The organism is Acidovorax sp., assembly GCF_034519795.1.
Taxonomy (GTDB): Bacteria; Pseudomonadota; Gammaproteobacteria; order Burkholderiales; family Burkholderiaceae_C; genus Acidovorax.
This window is the reverse complement of record NZ_JAXHOB010000024.1, coordinates 112028-126506: the sequence shown is the minus strand read 5'-3', so window position 1 is coordinate 126506 and position 14479 is coordinate 112028. Positions and strand designations below refer to the sequence as shown.

Genomic DNA, 14479 nt, shown 5'->3' with positions numbered 1-14479 from the left:
TACCCCTGGGGGCTTTGCGCCCTCCCGCCTTCAAGACAGCGGATGCGCCACCTGCGCCAACTGCACGCGGTGTTTTCCTGAGCGCTTGGCCTGCAGCATGGCTTCGTCCGCCTCCGCCAGCAGTTCCTGCGCGTCGAGCCGGCCACGGGACAGCGCGACGCCAATGCTCATGCCGACCCGCACGGGCGCCACGGAGGCCGGCAGGTGCACGGGCTCGCACGCGGCCTGCATCAGGCGCTCGAGCACGGCACGCCATTCGTCCCCGGCCACGGGCGTGAGGACCAGCACGAACTCGTCCCCCCCGATGCGCGCCGCCGTGTCCGATGCGCGGATGCTGCCGGAGATGCGCCGGGCCAGTTCGACCAGCAGTTGGTCGCCCGCGTCGTGCCCCAGTTGGTCGTTGACGGCCTTGAATCCGTCCAGGTCGGCAAAGCACACCGCCACCCCGTGGCCAGCCCGCTGCGCCGCCGCCAGGGCCTGGCGCAGGCGGTCCAGGAGCAGCAGGCGGTTGGGCAACTGCGTGAGCGCATCGTGGAAGGCCACGTGGGTGATCTGCGCATGCGCCCGCTTGGCGGCAGAGATGTCCACCGCCATCCAGAAGGTTTCGCTGTCGGACAGGCGCACCCCGCTGAGGTCCACCCAGATGGCATCGCCGCTGCCGTGCTGCAGGCGCACGTCGGTGCGGAAGTTCTGGCCCTGGCCCAGGCGCAGCGCCGCAGCCTCCTCCACATGGCGGTAGTCTTCGCCCCGGGCGTACAGGGTCTGCACGTCGACCCCCTCGAGCTCGTCGGGTCTGCGTCCCAGCATGCGCTCCATGGCGGCATTCTTCCAGGTGATGGTGCGGCCACGCAGCTTGAGCATGCCCACGATGTCGCTGTTGAGCATGGCCGACTGCTCGTGCAGCAGGGCCTGGACCTGGCGCAGCGCTTCGTGCTGCGCCGTCACATCGACCGCCACGGTGCGGCTCATCAGGAAGTTGCCCTGCCCGTCGCGCACGGCCGTGGCGTTGATGCGCACGAAGCGGCGCGCGGCGCCCGGCGGCGCCAGCTCGACCTCGATCTCGGGCGCACGCTCCTGCAGGGTCAGCATGAGAAAGTGGTTGTGGAAGCGCTGGCGGTGCTCCCCCTGCAGCAGCTCGCCGAAGCGGGTATGGGAGTCCAGAGGCATGCTGCCCAGCCACTGCTGCAAGGTGGCATTGATGTGCACGACACAGCCCTCGGCATCGAGCGAGAAATACCCGCAGGGGGTGTGGTCATACAGGTCGCGGATGCGCGCCGCAGACTCTTCCAGGCTCTGCAGCAGGCGTTTTCTGTCGGTGATGTCCCGGGCGGAGCCGAAGATCAGCAACTGCCCGTCGATGTCCACCGCATGCCAGTGCAAATCGACGTCGATGACCTGGCCATCGGCGCGCCGGTGCTGAACTTCCACGCGCTGCCGGTCGCCATCACCGACCTTGGCCAGCCAGGTGCGGATGGCCGCCTCGTTCTGGTTGGCGTCCCAGGTGGACACATGCGTGCCCTGCAGCCCCTCCCGGGAGGATCGGTGCATCTGCGCGAAAGAATCGCTCATCTCGACCAGATGGCCCTGCCGGTCGATGATGTGGATGCCGTCACCGGCCACGCGCAAAAGGATCTGCGTGCGCCGGCTCTGCGCCCCCAGGGCGCGCAGGGTGCCCAGCTCGCGCAGCCCCAGCCGGTAGACCACGATGCCGGCAGCGCAGCTCAGCAGCCACGTGAGGCCCGCCATTAGCGACAGCGCGCGTGCCTCCTGGGCCAGGGGCTGGAAGAAACGCTGGTTGTTGAGCCCTGCAAAGACAATGAACGGCCAGCCCTGCACCTCCCGGTAGGCGACCGTGCGCTCGACGCCATCGGCCGCGGAAACGGCCGTGTAGACCCCGGAGGAGGGCTTGGTTGCCAGCACGGCACGCAGCTCGTCGGAAACCTGGGTCGATCCTATCTCGACACGCACCTCGTTCCCGGGCGACAGCCAGGCCACGAAGCGAAGATCGCGCATCCTGAGCGTGATGGCGTCGCGGTCACCCAGGTCGTAGCGGTGGAACAGCTGCGCGAAGTGGTCCACCCGGATGGACGCGTACAGGACCCCGGCGAACCTGCCGTCCATGACCAGGGGCCGCGCGATGACGATCACCCAGTTGCCCGAGATCTGCGAAACCACGGGCCGGGAGACGATGGGATCGCCCGAAGTGGCCTGCCGGGCCTGCTGGAAGAAGCCGCGGTGCGAGATGTCGGCCACCGGCGCCCCGGCCTCCAGGTTGCCCCACCGCACCGCCCCCTTCTCATCCGCCAGGCGAAAGCCCTCGGCGCCCACGAGCAGGCTGCGCCGCTCGCCGAGCAGGCGCTGGATGTCGTCGTCGGTCGCACGGGCGCCGAACCCGCTGCGCAGGAGGTCGTCCAGCGTCATCCTGAGCACCGCATCGATCAGGCCCAGTTCGGAGCCCACGTTGGCCCCGGTGATCGCCACCAGGCTTTCCGCCGTGGTGCGGGCACGCTCTTCGTGGTTCTGCCGCGACGAGGACAGCACCCACAGCACCAGGCCGCACAGCAGCGCCGCGAGCAAGGCGTTGGCCCCCGTCAGCAATGCCCCCAGCCGGCGGCCGGGGTGCTCGGCGCGCCCGGGCGTGGGTGCGGAATTCTCGGCCATGGCCCATGCTAGCTCAAGCCAGGGCCCCGAAATATCGGGCTCTGCCCTGCCCTCACGGAAATGTTGCAAAACGAGAACGCACGCGCTTTGACGCACGTCATGGGGCCCGGCGGCCACCGATGGTCCACTCATCGCCAGACACCCCCGCTACCGCGGGGGGCACGACACCACTTTTTTACCGATGGAGCAATGCCAGATGACGACCAGGATGATGATGAAGAAGAATGCCGCCGCCGTGCTGTTGACCGCCCTGCTTGCCGGCCCGGCGTTGGCCGCCACCTGCGACGTGGAGATCGAAGGCAACGATGCCATGCAGTTCAACAAGCAGAGCATCACCGTCCCCGCCAGTTGCAAGCGGTTCACCGTGAAGCTCAAACACATGGGCAAGCTGCCCAAGACGGCCATGGGCCACAACTGGGTGCTGACCAAGGCGGCCGACGCCCAGGGCGCGGCTGCGGACGGGATCGCCGCCGGTGTGGACAAAGCCTATGTCAAGGCCGGTGATACCCGCGTGATCGCACACACCAAGGTCATCGGTGGCGGAGAAGCCGATGCGGTGGGCTTTGACGTGGCCAGGCTCAAGGCCGGGGAGACCTATGCCTGGTTCTGCTCTTTCCCGGGGCATTCCAGCCTGATGAAGGGCACGCTGGCCCTGGGCAAATAGGGAGACGACCCGCCGCAGGTGAAAATCGGGGCCGACAACACAGAGAAAGCCCCACCCCATGAGCATCGTCGTCTACTGGCTGGAAGCACCCGGCATGCCTGCCATGCAGGCGTTCGAGCCCGGCCAACTGGTGCCCGCGCTGCAGTTCTGCGAGGACAGGCGCCGCGCCGGCAAGCGCCATGTCAGCCTGTCCAGCGAACTGGCAGAAAGCGTGGGGCGTGCCGGTGTGAGTACGGTGCAGGCCAGGCTTCTGCCCGACGGCACACCCTATGACTGGACCAAGTCGCACCGGGGTGCCGGACCCGAGCGCCCCAGCGGCAGCGGAGACGCCTGAACGCGCATCACCCCCCATGCCCCCGTCTCCCCGCCCACCCCTGCTCGACCAGGTGCTGCAGGCCGTTGCGCGCCGCTATCGCCTGCCCGCGATGCAGGATGTGGCAGGTTCTGCCACATCCCCTGCGGCGGCGCTGGCGGTCACCATCGAGCATGCGCGCAATGCCCTGGAGCACGCCCAGGCGCCCGATGCAGCCCTGCAGCAGCGCTTCATCGATGCACTCGCCCAGTTGATCCGGGAAGCCATGCACCGCGAGCACGGAGACCCGGCCTACCAGGCCGCCGTGCTCACCCGCAGCGCGCCGGCGGTACAGGAATACGCCACGCTGCAAACCCACCGCGAGCGCGATCACCGCATGGTGCGCGCCGGTGCCAATGCCATTGCGCACCCGGCCAGGCGCCCGCCATGCGCTGCGGGCCCCGGGCACGACGCCCTGACCCGGTTGCACACCCAGGCGCTAGCAGGTGACTGGCAGGGGCTTGCCGGTACCGCACGGCAGTTGCAGGCCCTGGCGCCAGCCGGGGAGGGATCGCCGCTGCAGCGCGATCTCGCACGGCTGCTGGAAGGCGCCCCGCTGGCACGCCTGCAGCGTGCCGCCGCCCTGGAAAGCGACCCCCAAGTGCAGGTGGTCCAGGCCCTGCGCGATCGGCAAGGGCCGCGCCCGGGCACCGCCGATGCCGCCGTCTACGGCGATACGGCACAACGCCGCGGTGCCGCCATGGAGGCATCGGCCACCAAGGCCCTGGAGGCCCTGGCGCGGCGGCTGGACGCCGCACAGGGGGAGCCCGGCGCCTACCGTGTCGTGACCTCAATGCGCGTGCCCTCCTCCATCCCTGGCAGCGCCGAGCGCGCCAAGAGCGAGTGGGATGCCGTGCTGCTGCGGCGTGCCGCCCATCCTGGTGGCTCGGCAGAGCCGACCTGGGACCTGTGCCTGCTGCTGGAAGCCAAGGCGTCGGTGGATGCCGCGACGACCGATTTCGCACGCCTGCAGCGTGGGATCCGGTTGCTTGCCAGCGCCGACAGCGGCGCCACCTATTCCTTCTCCACCCGCCAAGGCGACGTGCTGCTGCGCGGCGGGCCGCTCAACGCCCTGGCCATGCCGGGTGACGCCGGCCTCGCAGGCCTGGTGCTCTACTGCACCGACGCGCCCGCGCCCCCTGTGCCCCACTTGCTGGGTGCCGCCAGCCGCATGCAGTTGCTGGGCGCGCCCCGCAGCATGGCATTCGCGACCGCCCTCGCGCAGGGGGACGAGGCGAACGCCCACGGTCTGCAAGGCGTGTGGCAGCAGTTGCTGCAATCACCGGAGTGGACACCCGTGCTCCAGCAGTACCCCACCTTGCAACGTGTGCGCAGGCTGATGGTCCACGTGGACGACCTGTGCGCCGCGATTCCCCCGTAGCGGCCGCAGCGCCTTTCAGCGGATGGGCATGGCGTACATCAGCCCGCCCTTGTTCCACTGGCTGTTGAGACCGCGCGGCAGGCCCAGGCCAGACCTGGGGCCGACGTTGCGCTCGAAGATCTCGCCGTAATTACCCGTGGCCTTGACCGCGCGGGCCAGCCAGTCGCGGTCCAGCCCCAGGAGCTTGCCGGTGTCCTCCGAGACCCCCAGCAGGCGCTGCACCACGGGGTCGGTGCTGCCGGCCTTCTGGCGGTCCACCGTGGCCTGCGTGACGCCATATTCCTCGGCCTCGATGAGGCCGTAGACCACCCACTTGACGATGGCAAACCATTCGTCGTCGCCACGGCGCACCATGGGGCCCAGGGGCTCCTTGGAGATCAGCTCGGGCAGCACGACATGCTCGGCAGGGTTCCTGGCCTCCTTGTTGCGCACCGAGGCCAGACCCGAGGCATCGGTGGTGTAGCCCACGCAACGGCCTGCGAAATAGGCCGCAGTGGCTGCCTCGACCTTCTCGAACACGGCGGGCTTGATGCTCAGGTCGTGGGTCTTCGAATAGTCGAGAAGGTTCTTCTCGGTGGTGGTGCCCGACTGCACGCACACGGTCTGACCCTTGAGCTGCTTCATGCCCTTGATGTTGCTCTTCTTGAGCACCATCACGCCCTGGCCGTCGTAGTAGGTGACAGCGGTCTGGTGCAGTCCCATCGAGGCATCGCGGGTGAGCGAAAAGGTGGTGTTGCGCGAGAGCACGTCGATCTCGCCCGACTGCAGGGCCGTGAAGCGCTGTTGGGTGTTGAGTGGCACGTACTTGACCTTCTCGCCATCGCCCAGCACCGCCGCCGCCACCGCGCGGCAGATGTCCACATCCAGGCCCGACCACTTGCCCCCCGCATCGGCCACCGAGAAGCCGGCCAGCGCCGTGTTGACACCGCAGACCACCAGGCCCCGGGCCTTGATGCCGTCCAGCGTCTTGCCGGCATGGGCCGACCAGGGGGCTGCAGCGCAGGCGGCGGCAAGGAGCAGGCGGGCAGCGGCAGTGCGCAGGGGGAAATGGGTCATGAAAGGCGTGCTCCTTGGAAAATACGGGTGCAGTGCATGCATGGTGTGTGCCCCGCCTGCCGCCACCTTGTGGGTGCGAGATTCTGGACGATAGCTGCTGTGCGCCTGCATCGGGATTTACGAGGGGAAGCCGACAGGCTACACGGTTCGCAATCCCCCGTCGAAAAGTAAACAGCTGCTTACACCGACCGGGGCGGCGGATGGCGTGGCGGTCAGGCCAGCTTCTTCTGCAGAAACTGCGCCTGCCCCATCGCCGGGTCGAGCGCATACGGCGCGAAGCCCTCGCGCAGGTACAGCGCCATGGCACTGGTGTTGCCCGAGAGCACTTCGAGCGTGAGCTTGCAGGCCCCGCGCTCGCGCGCGATGGATTCGACGAGTGCCAGCATGCGCTGCGCAATGCGCTGGCCACGCCAGCCCGGCGCCACCACCACGTCGTGCACGTTGACCAGGGGCTGGCAGGCAAAGGTGGAAAAGCCCTCGAAGCAGTTGACCAGGCCCACGGGCACGGGCGCTGCGCCCTCCTGCTGTGCCCAGGCGATCACGCTGAAGGCCTGCGGGCGCTGCTGCAGTGCAGCGGGCAGGCCCTGCAGCACCTGCTCGGCCAGCGGCTGGCCACCACCGGCGGGGTCGCGCGCATAAGCGTCGAGCAACTGCACCAGTGCCTGGGCGTCGCCCGGCACGGCATAGTCCACGCGGCGCACTTCAATCGGTACGGCGGTCATGCAATCAGCCGGCCCGCGCGGCATCGGCCAGGCGCTGGGCGCTGCGGCTGGCCAGTTGGGCTTCGCGCGCCTCGACCATCACGCGCAGCAGGGGCTCGGTACCGCTGGCGCGGATGAGCACGCGGCCGGTGCTGCCCAGCTCCTGCTTCACGGCCTCGGTTTCGCGGGCCAGCACCGGGTTGGACTTCCAGTCCTGCCCGGGCGCCAGGCGCACGTTGAGCAGCACCTGGGGGTACAGGATGACATCGCTGAGCAGTTCGGGCAGCTTCCTGCCGCTGCGCACGCAGGCCTGCAGCACCTGCAGGGCGCTGACCAGGCCATCGCCCGTGGTGTGGCGATCCAGCGCCAGCAGGTGGCCCGAGCCCTCGCCGCCCAGCGTCCAGCCGTGGCGCGCCAGCTCTTCGAGCACATAGCGGTCGCCCACCTTGGCGCGCACGAACTGCACGCCGCGCTGCTGCAGCGCCACCTCCACCGCCATGTTGGTCATGAGGGTGCCGACCACGCCGGGCACCTCCTCGCCGCGGCCCAGGCGGTCGGCCGCCATGAGGTACAGCAGCTCGTCGCCGTTGTACAGACGGCCCGTGGCGTCCACCATCTGCAGGCGGTCGGCATCGCCGTCGAGCGCGATGCCGTAGTCGGCGCGGTTGGCGCGCACCGAGCGCACCAGCGCCTCGGGGTGCGTGGCACCCACTTCGTGGTTGATGTTCAGGCCGTCGGGTGCGCAGCCGATGGACAGCACTTCGGCGCCCAGTTCGTGGAACACCTTGGGCGCCACCTGGTAGGCCGCGCCATGGGCACCGTCCACCACGATCTTCAGGCCCTTGAGCGTGAGGTCCTGCGGGAAGGTGCTCTTGCAGAACTCGATGTAGCGGCCCGCCGCGTCATCGAGCCGGCGCGCCTTGCCCAGGCTGGCCGAGTCGGCCCAGACGGGGGCTTCGGCCAGGGCCGCCTCCACCGCCAGCTCCCAGGCGTCGGGCAGCTTGGTGCCCTGGGCACTGAAGAACTTGATGCCGTTGTCGGGAAACGCGTTGTGGCTGGCGCTGATCACCACGCCCAGGCTGGCACGCTGCGCGCGCGTGAGGTAGGCCACGCCCGGCGTGGGCAGCGGGCCGAGCAACACCACGTCCACCCCGGCGGAATTGAAGCCCGATTCGAGCGCACTTTCGAGCATGTAGCCCGAGATGCGCGTGTCCTTGCCGATGAGGACGGTGGGGCGCTCTTCGGTGCGGCGCAGCACGCGCCCCACGGCATGGGCCAGGCGCAGCACGAAGTCGGGGGTGATGGGGGCCTGGCCCACGGTACCGCGGATGCCGTCGGTGCCGAAATACTGGCGTGTCATGGGTGGAATCTCCTCGGGTTCTGTCGCTTGTTGGTTTTGCCTCGCGCCCGCCATCGGGCGCATGGCCATCACGGCGGTTGCTGCTGCCGCTCCATCGCCTGCATCGCTTGCCAAACGGCCAGCGCCGCCACGGTATCGGCCACATCGTGCACGCGCACGATGCGTGCACCGTTCACCACAGCCAGCAGCGCTGCCGCCACGCTGGGCACCATGCGTTCGCCGGCCACAGCCAGCCCTGTCACCGCGCCCAGGGACGACTTGCGCGACCAGCCGGCCAGAACCGCGTAGCCTGTGGCCACCAGCTCCTGCTGGCGCGCCAGCAAGGCAAAGTTCTGCGCCACCGTCTTGCCGAAGCCGATACCGGGATCCAGCGCCATGCGCTCCCGGGCTACGCCCAGGGTTTGCAGGGCCTGCGCTGCCTGCAGCAGGAACGTGAGCACCTGGGGCACCACGTCACCGGCCATGGGCGCCACCTGCATGGTCTGCGGATCGCGGTGCATGTGCATCAGGCAAACCCCGCACAGCGGATGGGCTGCCACCACGGCCGCCGCACCGGGCTGGCGCAGTGCCCACACGTCGTTGACGATGTCGGCCCCCAGGTCGAGCACGGCCTGCATCACCTGGGGCTTGTAGGTGTCCACCGAGACCGGCACGCCCAGCGACACCGCCCCCTGGACCACCGGCACCACCCGGGCCAGTTCCTCGTCCAGCGGCACGGCCGGGCTGCCGGGGCGCGTGGATTCACCACCGATATCCAGGATGTGGGCCCCGTCGCGTACCAGCTGTTCGCAATGGCGCAGCGCGGCCGCCGCGCTGGCGTGCTGCCCGCCGTCCGAGAAGGAGTCGGGGGTGACGTTGACGATGCCCATGACCTGCGGCTGGGCAAGGTCGATGGCGAAGCGGGAGGTCTGCCAGAACATGGAAGGGAGAAGGTGCGCCGCCAGGGACGCACAGCCAGGGAGGACCGGGAAGGCTTGGTGCGGGTGGGACGAAGAAAGGAGCAACAGACTCTAACGGGCCCGGCCACGAAAAACGGGGCACTGGGCCCCGTTGGTGCGGTCAGTCAAACCGCTGGTTCGCCGGCCGTGCCTGGATCAGGCGGCCGATGGTGCTGCTGGTGCAGCGTCGGTGGCCACGGCAGGTGTGCCGCCGCCCGGGGTGTCGCCACCCGACGATGGCGTGCGCGGCGTCCAGTCTTTGGGAGGACGGGGCGGCTTGCCGGCCATGATGTCGTCGAGCTGCTCGGTATCGATGGTTTCCCATTCGAGCAGGGCCTTGGCCATGGCGTGCATCTTGTCGCTGTTCTCTTCGATCAGGCGGCGCGCCAGGTCGTACTGCTCGTCGATGATGCGGCGCACTTCGCTGTCGACCTTTTCCATGGTCTGCTCGCTCATGTTGGTGGTCTTGGTGACCGAGCGGCCCAGGAACACTTCGCCCTCGTTCTCGGCGTAGACCATGGGGCCCAGGGCCGTGGTCATGCCGTAGCGGGTGACCATGTCGCGCGCGATGTGCGTGGCACGTTCGAAGTCGTTGCTGGCGCCGGTGGTCATCTGGTTCATGAACACTTCTTCGGCGATGCGGCCACCGAACAGCATGCTGATCTGGTTGAGCATGTACTCGCGGTCGTAGCTGTAGCGGTCCTGTGCGGGCAGGCTCATCGTCACGCCCAGGGCACGGCCGCGGGGGATGATGGTGACCTTGTGCACCGGGTCGCACTTGGGCAGCAGCTTGCCGATCAGGGCGTGGCCGGACTCGTGGTAGGCCGTGTTGCGGCGCTCTTCCTCGGGCATGACCATGCTCTTGCGCTCGGGGCCCATGAGGATCTTGTCCTTGGCCTTCTCGAAATCCTGCATCTCCACGGTGCGGGCGTTGCGGCGCGCCGCCATCAGGGCGGCCTCGTTGCACAGGTTGGCCAGGTCGGCACCGCTCATGCCGGGCGTGCCGCGGGCGATGATGCTCGGGGCCACGTCCTGGCCGATCGGGATCTTGCGCATGTGCACGTTCAGGATCTGCTCGCGGCCACGGATGTCCGGCAGAGTCACATACACCTGGCGGTCGAAACGGCCGGGGCGCAGCAGGGCCGCGTCCAGGATGTCGGGGCGGTTGGTGGCAGCCACCACGATCACGCCCAGGTTGGTCTCGAAACCATCCATCTCGACCAGCATCTGGTTCAGGGTCTGCTCGCGCTCGTCGTTGCCACCGCCGAGGCCGGCACCGCGCTGGCGGCCCACGGCGTCGATTTCATCGATGAAGATGATGCAGGGGGCGTTCTTCTTGGCGTTGTCGAACATGTCGCGCACACGGGCCGCGCCCACGCCGACGAACATTTCCACGAAATCGGAGCCCGAGATGCTGAAGAACGGCACCTTGGCTTCGCCCGCGATGGACTTGGCCAGCAAGGTCTTGCCGGTGCCGGGCGGACCGACCAGCAGCAGGCCGCGCGGAATGCGGCCGCCGAGCTTCTGGAACTTCTGCGGGTCTTTCAGGAAGTCCACGACTTCCTTGACTTCTTCCTTGGCCTCGTCGCAACCGGCCACGTCCGCGAACGTGACCTGGTTGTTGTTCTCGTCGAGCATGCGCGCCTTGCTCTTGCCGAAGCTGAAGGCGCCGCCCTTGCCGCCGCCCTGCATCTGGCGCATGAAGTACACCCACACGCCGATGAGCAGCAGCATGGGGCCCCAGCTGACCAGCAAGGTCATGAGCAGGGAGCCTTCTTCACGGGGCTTGACGTCGAACTTGACGTTGTGGCTGATCAGGTCGCCCACGAGGCCGCGGTCCAGCACCGATGCGTTCGTGCGGATCTTGCGGTCGTCGTTGGTGACGGCCACGATCTCGCCGCCGCTCAGCCCCTCGGGGATGGTGGCGCTCTTGATACGGTTGTTACGAACTTCTTCGAGGAATTCGGAGTACCCGATATGTCCTGCGCTGGCGCCGCCACGGGTGTCAAACTGCTTGAATACCGTGAACAGCACCATGGCAATGACCAGCCATACGGCAATTTTTGAAAACCACTGATTGTTCAAGCGGGGCTCCAGTTGCAAGGGAGAGAGGGCGACGGTCACAAAGCCGTCACGGCCTATATGTGGCCCATTTTAGGTCTTTCAAGCCAAGGCGCCATGGCTATTCCCCCTAGCGGCCATGGGCACCGCGCGGGATTTGCGGGGGTTTGTCACAAATCGGCGCTCTTTTCAACCGATTCACCTCCTCGGCACACCCTTTGTATTTTGAACTACCTGCTGCCGACGGCCCACGAAACTGGCGCAAACCAAGCCAGTGCTCCCGCGCAAGGGCCGCCCCGCCGCGCTGGGAGCGTCCCCCTCCCCGCATTGCGCAGCAATGCAGGAGAGAGGGGGAAGGCGCGAAGCGACTCAGAGGGTGTTTATTTCAACCCCATGCCGACCAGGAAGGTTTCTGACGATTTATCGCGCGATGCCTTGGGCTTCACGGGTTTAACCACCTTGAAGGTCTGCTTGAACAGCGTGACCAGGTCGCTGTAGCCGCTGCCGTGAAAGAGCTTGACCACCAGCGCCCCATCGGGCTTGAGGTGGGTGGTGGCAAATTCCACCGCCAGCTCCACCAGATGGGAAATGCGGGCCGCGTCGGCCGATTCAATGCCCGAGAGGTTGGGCGCCATGTCCGAGACCACCACATCCACCACCCGGCCGTCCAGCGCCGCCTCCAGCTGTGCCAGCACCGCCTCTTCACGAAAATCCCCGTTCAGGAAGGTCACGCCCTCGACGGGCTCCATGGGCAGGATGTCCAGGGCGATGATGGTGCCGTTGAGCTGCCCCGTGGCCGCGCCGCCCGGCGACAGGCGCCGGCGCACGTACTGGCTCCAGGCGCCGGGCGTGGAGCCCAGGTCCACCACGGTATTGCCGGGCTTGATGAGGTGCAGCTGCTCGTCGATCTCCTTGAGCTTGTAGGCCGCGCGGGCCCGAAAACCCTCTTTCTGGGCCAACTTGACGTAGGTGTCGTTGACGTGGTCGTTGAGCCACGCCTTGTTGACCTTTTTGCTTTGGGTTTTAACTTTCATTGCGTTTTTCTTTCAGCCTCGATAATACGGCCCATGCCCCAAATTCAATTGACTCCCGCCGAGCGCCGGGAATACCGCGCCGATGCCCACCACCTCAACCCCGTGGTGCTCGTGGGCGGCGATGGCCTGACCCCCGCCGTGCAAAAGGAAATCGACGCCGCCCTGAACGCCCACGGGCTGATCAAGGTACGCGTCTTCAACGACGACCGCGCCGCGCGCGAGCTGATGTACCAGCAGCTCACGGCCGACCTGAACGCCGCGCCCATCCAGCACATCGGCAAGCTCCTGGTGCTGTGGCGCCCCCAGCCTGCCAAGGAGCGCACCATCGACGAGGACCGCATGCCCGGCCCGCGCGACGTGAAGGTCCTCAAGTACAGCAAGCGCGCTGGCCAGCGCCCCGAAGTCAAGCAGCTGCGCGTGCTGGGCAACCAGCGCCTGACGCCCGGCGGCCAGATCAAGCGGGCCAAGAAGCCCAAGCTGAAATCCGTCAAGAAACGCCAGGCCGACTGATCCGCATGGTCGCCGCCACGCCTGCAGGCAGCGCTGCGGCCCCCGGGGGCCAGCGCCACATCCTCTGCATGAAATGGGGCACGAAATACGGCCCCGAATACGTCAACCGGCTCTATGCCATGGTGCGCAGGCACCTGTCGGGCGACTTCCGGTTCATCTGCCTCACCGACGACAGCGCCGGCATCCGCAGCGAGGTGCAGTGCCTGCCCATCCCGCCACTCGACCTGCCCGCTGGCATCCCCGAGCGCGGCTGGACCAAGCTCGTCACCTTCAGCGCGGACCTCCATGGCCTGCGCGGCACGGCCCTGTTCCTCGACGTGGACGTGGTCGTCACCGGCCCGCTCGATGATTTCTTCACCCAGCCGGGCGAATTCCTCATCATCCACGATTACAAGCGCCCTTGGCGCGTCACGGGCAATTCGTCCGTGTACCGCTTCGAGCTGGGCGCCCATCCGGACGTGCTCGCCTACTTTCGCGGGCATTTTGCCGAGATCCGCGAGCAGTTCCGCAACGAGCAGGCCTACCTGTCGGACTTTCTGCACCGCCAGGGCAAGCTCGCCTACTGGCCTGCGGCCTGGTGCCCGAGCTTCAAGTACCACGGCATCCCTGCCTGGCCCAGCAACTACTGGAAGGCGCCCTTCGTGCCACAGGATGCGCGCATCGTGATCTTCCACGGCGAGTGCAACCCCCCCGACGCGCTGGCCGGCCGGCGCAACCGGCGTTTTCGCTACATTCGCCCCGCCACCTGGGTGGCGGAGCACTGGCACGAGTAGGCGGATTCAACGACCGGGCTGCGCCGGCCCGGCCCCGTCTTCGGCGGGAGCGACCGCAACCTGCACGGTACGCCACAGCACCACCAGCGCGCACACCCACTGCAGCACGTACATGCCGGTGCCCACGGAATGCCACAGGCGCAGGTCCTGCCGCGCCACGATGCGCGGCGACACACCGAACTGCACCAGCAGCGCGAGGAGCAGGCCGCCGAGCACGAAGCCCAGGACAGCCTTGGCCCAGGGCTCCTGGAACTCCTCGTGCCGGCGCCGGGAGATGAGCAGCAGCAGCATGCAGCAGGCCACGGTGACCCAGGTCTGCGCGGCGAACAGCTTCGCCGCCATCTGTCCGGCGATCGCGGCCGAGGGCAGGTGGGCGAACAGCAGGGGCACCACCAGGAAACCCACGGTGGTCAGGCTGCCCCACCACAGGGCGGCGGCCAGGGCCGGAAGGCGCGCAGCGATCATGAAATCAAAAAAGGCCTTGGCCTCAGATATAGCTGACGGCGACGACCTCGTAGCGGCGGATGCCACCGGGCGCCTGCACTTCGGCGGTATCGCCCTCTTCCTTGCCGATCAGCGCGCGCGCAATGGGGCTGGAGACGTTGATCAGGCCCTGCTTGAGGTCGGCCTCGTCCTCGCCCACGATCTGGTAGGTCACCGTGTCGCCGGACTCTTCGTCTTCCAGCTCCACCGTCGCGCCGAACACCACCTTGCCGCCCGCGTCCACGGCGGTCGGGTCGATGATCTGCGCGGCGGACAGCTTGCCCTCCACTTCCTGGATGCGGCCTTCGATGAAGCCCTGGCGGTCCTTGGCGGCTTCGTACTCGGCGTTTTCGCTCAGGTCGCCCTGGGCGCGGGCGTCGGAAATGGCCGTGATCACCCAGGGGCGGTCCACGGTCTTCAAGCGGTGCAACTCTTCGCGCAGCTTCTCCGCGCCGCGCTTGGTGATGGGAATGGTGGTCATGTCCGTCGTTGTTCCGGGTTGTCA

General features: G+C 67.8%; 14 protein-coding genes. 5 read left to right on the top strand and 9 right to left on the bottom strand.

Annotation, left to right across the window (positions count from 1 at the left end):
• Positions 1 to 30: 30 nt before the first annotated feature.
• Positions 31 to 2661, bottom strand: a complete 2631-nt coding sequence (locus U5N23_RS26925) for a diguanylate cyclase domain-containing protein (RefSeq protein ID WP_322595775.1) — start codon at positions 2659 to 2661, stop codon at positions 31 to 33.
• A 196-nt stretch (positions 2662 to 2857) separates the two neighbouring features.
• Here U5N23_RS26925 and azu point away from each other — a divergent pair, with 196 nt between their 5' ends.
• The 3 genes from azu to U5N23_RS26910 are packed head-to-tail and all read left to right on the top strand — an operon-like array spanning position 2858 to position 5058.
• Positions 2858 to 3325 (top strand): azurin, encoded by a 468-nt coding sequence (azu, locus tag U5N23_RS26920; protein ID WP_322595774.1) that lies wholly within the window; start codon positions 2858 to 2860, stop codon positions 3323 to 3325.
• A gap of 58 nt (positions 3326 to 3383) precedes the next feature.
• Positions 3384 to 3659: a hypothetical protein gene (locus U5N23_RS26915; RefSeq protein WP_322595773.1), complete on the top strand. Its 276-nt coding sequence runs from the start codon at positions 3384 to 3386 to the stop codon at positions 3657 to 3659.
• 16 nt (positions 3660 to 3675) lie between these two features.
• On the top strand, positions 3676 to 5058 hold the full coding sequence (locus tag U5N23_RS26910; RefSeq protein ID WP_322595772.1) for a 3-deoxy-D-arabino-heptulosonate 7-phosphate synthase: 1383 nt from the start codon (positions 3676 to 3678) through the stop codon (positions 5056 to 5058).
• Positions 5059 to 5073: 15 nt separating this feature from the next.
• Here U5N23_RS26910 and U5N23_RS26905 read toward each other — a convergent pair whose 3' ends face one another.
• From U5N23_RS26905 to U5N23_RS26880, 6 genes are all read right to left on the bottom strand, one after another.
• The gene (locus U5N23_RS26905; RefSeq protein ID WP_322595771.1) at positions 5074 to 6114 is read right to left on the bottom strand and encodes an amino acid ABC transporter substrate-binding protein; all 1041 of its coding nucleotides are present in this window, start codon (positions 6112 to 6114) and stop codon (positions 5074 to 5076) included.
• A gap of 212 nt (positions 6115 to 6326) precedes the next feature.
• Positions 6327 to 6836, bottom strand: coding sequence for a GNAT family N-acetyltransferase (locus U5N23_RS26900; RefSeq protein WP_322595770.1), 510 nt, complete (start codon positions 6834 to 6836; stop codon positions 6327 to 6329).
• Positions 6837 to 6840: 4 nt separating this feature from the next.
• On the bottom strand, positions 6841 to 8175 hold the full coding sequence (glmM, locus tag U5N23_RS26895; RefSeq protein ID WP_322595769.1) for a phosphoglucosamine mutase: 1335 nt from the start codon (positions 8173 to 8175) through the stop codon (positions 6841 to 6843).
• Positions 8176 to 8243: 68 nt separating this feature from the next.
• Positions 8244 to 9095, bottom strand: a complete 852-nt coding sequence (gene folP, locus U5N23_RS26890; RefSeq protein WP_322595768.1) for a dihydropteroate synthase — start codon at positions 9093 to 9095, stop codon at positions 8244 to 8246.
• A gap of 174 nt (positions 9096 to 9269) precedes the next feature.
• The gene (gene ftsH / locus U5N23_RS26885; RefSeq protein ID WP_322595767.1) at positions 9270 to 11198 is read right to left on the bottom strand and encodes an ATP-dependent zinc metalloprotease FtsH; all 1929 of its coding nucleotides are present in this window, start codon (positions 11196 to 11198) and stop codon (positions 9270 to 9272) included.
• 356 nt (positions 11199 to 11554) lie between these two features.
• Positions 11555 to 12208, bottom strand: coding sequence for an RlmE family RNA methyltransferase (locus U5N23_RS26880; RefSeq protein ID WP_322595766.1), 654 nt, complete (start codon positions 12206 to 12208; stop codon positions 11555 to 11557).
• Between the two features lie 33 nt (positions 12209 to 12241).
• Between U5N23_RS26880 and U5N23_RS26875 the strand changes: the two genes are divergently transcribed.
• Both U5N23_RS26875 and U5N23_RS26870 read left to right on the top strand, forming a co-directional pair.
• Positions 12242 to 12718, top strand: coding sequence for a YhbY family RNA-binding protein (locus U5N23_RS26875; protein ID WP_322595765.1), 477 nt, complete (start codon positions 12242 to 12244; stop codon positions 12716 to 12718).
• 5 nt (positions 12719 to 12723) lie between these two features.
• Positions 12724 to 13491 (top strand): glycosyltransferase, encoded by a 768-nt coding sequence (locus U5N23_RS26870; RefSeq protein ID WP_322595764.1) that lies wholly within the window; start codon positions 12724 to 12726, stop codon positions 13489 to 13491.
• A 6-nt stretch (positions 13492 to 13497) separates the two neighbouring features.
• Here U5N23_RS26870 and U5N23_RS26865 read toward each other — a convergent pair whose 3' ends face one another.
• Positions 13498 to 13956: a DUF4149 domain-containing protein gene (locus tag U5N23_RS26865; protein WP_322595763.1), complete on the bottom strand. Its 459-nt coding sequence runs from the start codon at positions 13954 to 13956 to the stop codon at positions 13498 to 13500.
• A gap of 22 nt (positions 13957 to 13978) precedes the next feature.
• Positions 13979 to 14455 carry a transcription elongation factor GreA gene (greA, locus tag U5N23_RS26860; RefSeq protein WP_322595762.1) on the bottom strand — a complete coding sequence of 159 codons (477 nt, stop codon included), beginning with the start codon at positions 14453 to 14455 and terminating at the stop codon, positions 13979 to 13981.
• Positions 14456 to 14479: the final 24 nt, after the last annotated feature.

What these genes read in the sequence shown, in the direction of transcription:
- U5N23_RS26925 (WP_322595775.1), bottom strand. Translation starts at nt 2,661, where the DNA reads ATGGCCGAGAATTCCGCACCCACGCCCGGGCGCGCCGAGCACCCCGGC.
- azu (WP_322595774.1), top strand. Translation starts at nt 2,858, where the DNA reads ATGACGACCAGGATGATGATGAAGAAGAATGCCGCCGCCGTGCTGTTG.
- U5N23_RS26910 (WP_322595772.1), top strand. Translation starts at nt 3,676, where the DNA reads ATGCCCCCGTCTCCCCGCCCACCCCTGCTCGACCAGGTGCTGCAGGCC.
- U5N23_RS26870 (WP_322595764.1), top strand. Translation starts at nt 12,724, where the DNA reads ATGGTCGCCGCCACGCCTGCAGGCAGCGCTGCGGCCCCCGGGGGCCAG.
- greA (WP_322595762.1), bottom strand. Translation starts at nt 14,455, where the DNA reads ATGACCACCATTCCCATCACCAAGCGCGGCGCGGAGAAGCTGCGCGAA.
- U5N23_RS26880 (WP_322595766.1), bottom strand. Translation starts at nt 12,208, where the DNA reads ATGAAAGTTAAAACCCAAAGCAAAAAGGTCAACAAGGCGTGGCTCAAC.
- U5N23_RS26865 (WP_322595763.1), bottom strand. Translation starts at nt 13,956, where the DNA reads ATGATCGCTGCGCGCCTTCCGGCCCTGGCCGCCGCCCTGTGGTGGGGC.
- folP (WP_322595768.1), bottom strand. Translation starts at nt 9,095, where the DNA reads ATGTTCTGGCAGACCTCCCGCTTCGCCATCGACCTTGCCCAGCCGCAG.
- U5N23_RS26915 (WP_322595773.1), top strand. Translation starts at nt 3,384, where the DNA reads ATGAGCATCGTCGTCTACTGGCTGGAAGCACCCGGCATGCCTGCCATG.
- U5N23_RS26875 (WP_322595765.1), top strand. Translation starts at nt 12,242, where the DNA reads ATGCCCCAAATTCAATTGACTCCCGCCGAGCGCCGGGAATACCGCGCC.
- U5N23_RS26900 (WP_322595770.1), bottom strand. Translation starts at nt 6,836, where the DNA reads ATGACCGCCGTACCGATTGAAGTGCGCCGCGTGGACTATGCCGTGCCG.
- glmM (WP_322595769.1), bottom strand. Translation starts at nt 8,175, where the DNA reads ATGACACGCCAGTATTTCGGCACCGACGGCATCCGCGGTACCGTGGGC.
- U5N23_RS26905 (WP_322595771.1), bottom strand. Translation starts at nt 6,114, where the DNA reads ATGACCCATTTCCCCCTGCGCACTGCCGCTGCCCGCCTGCTCCTTGCC.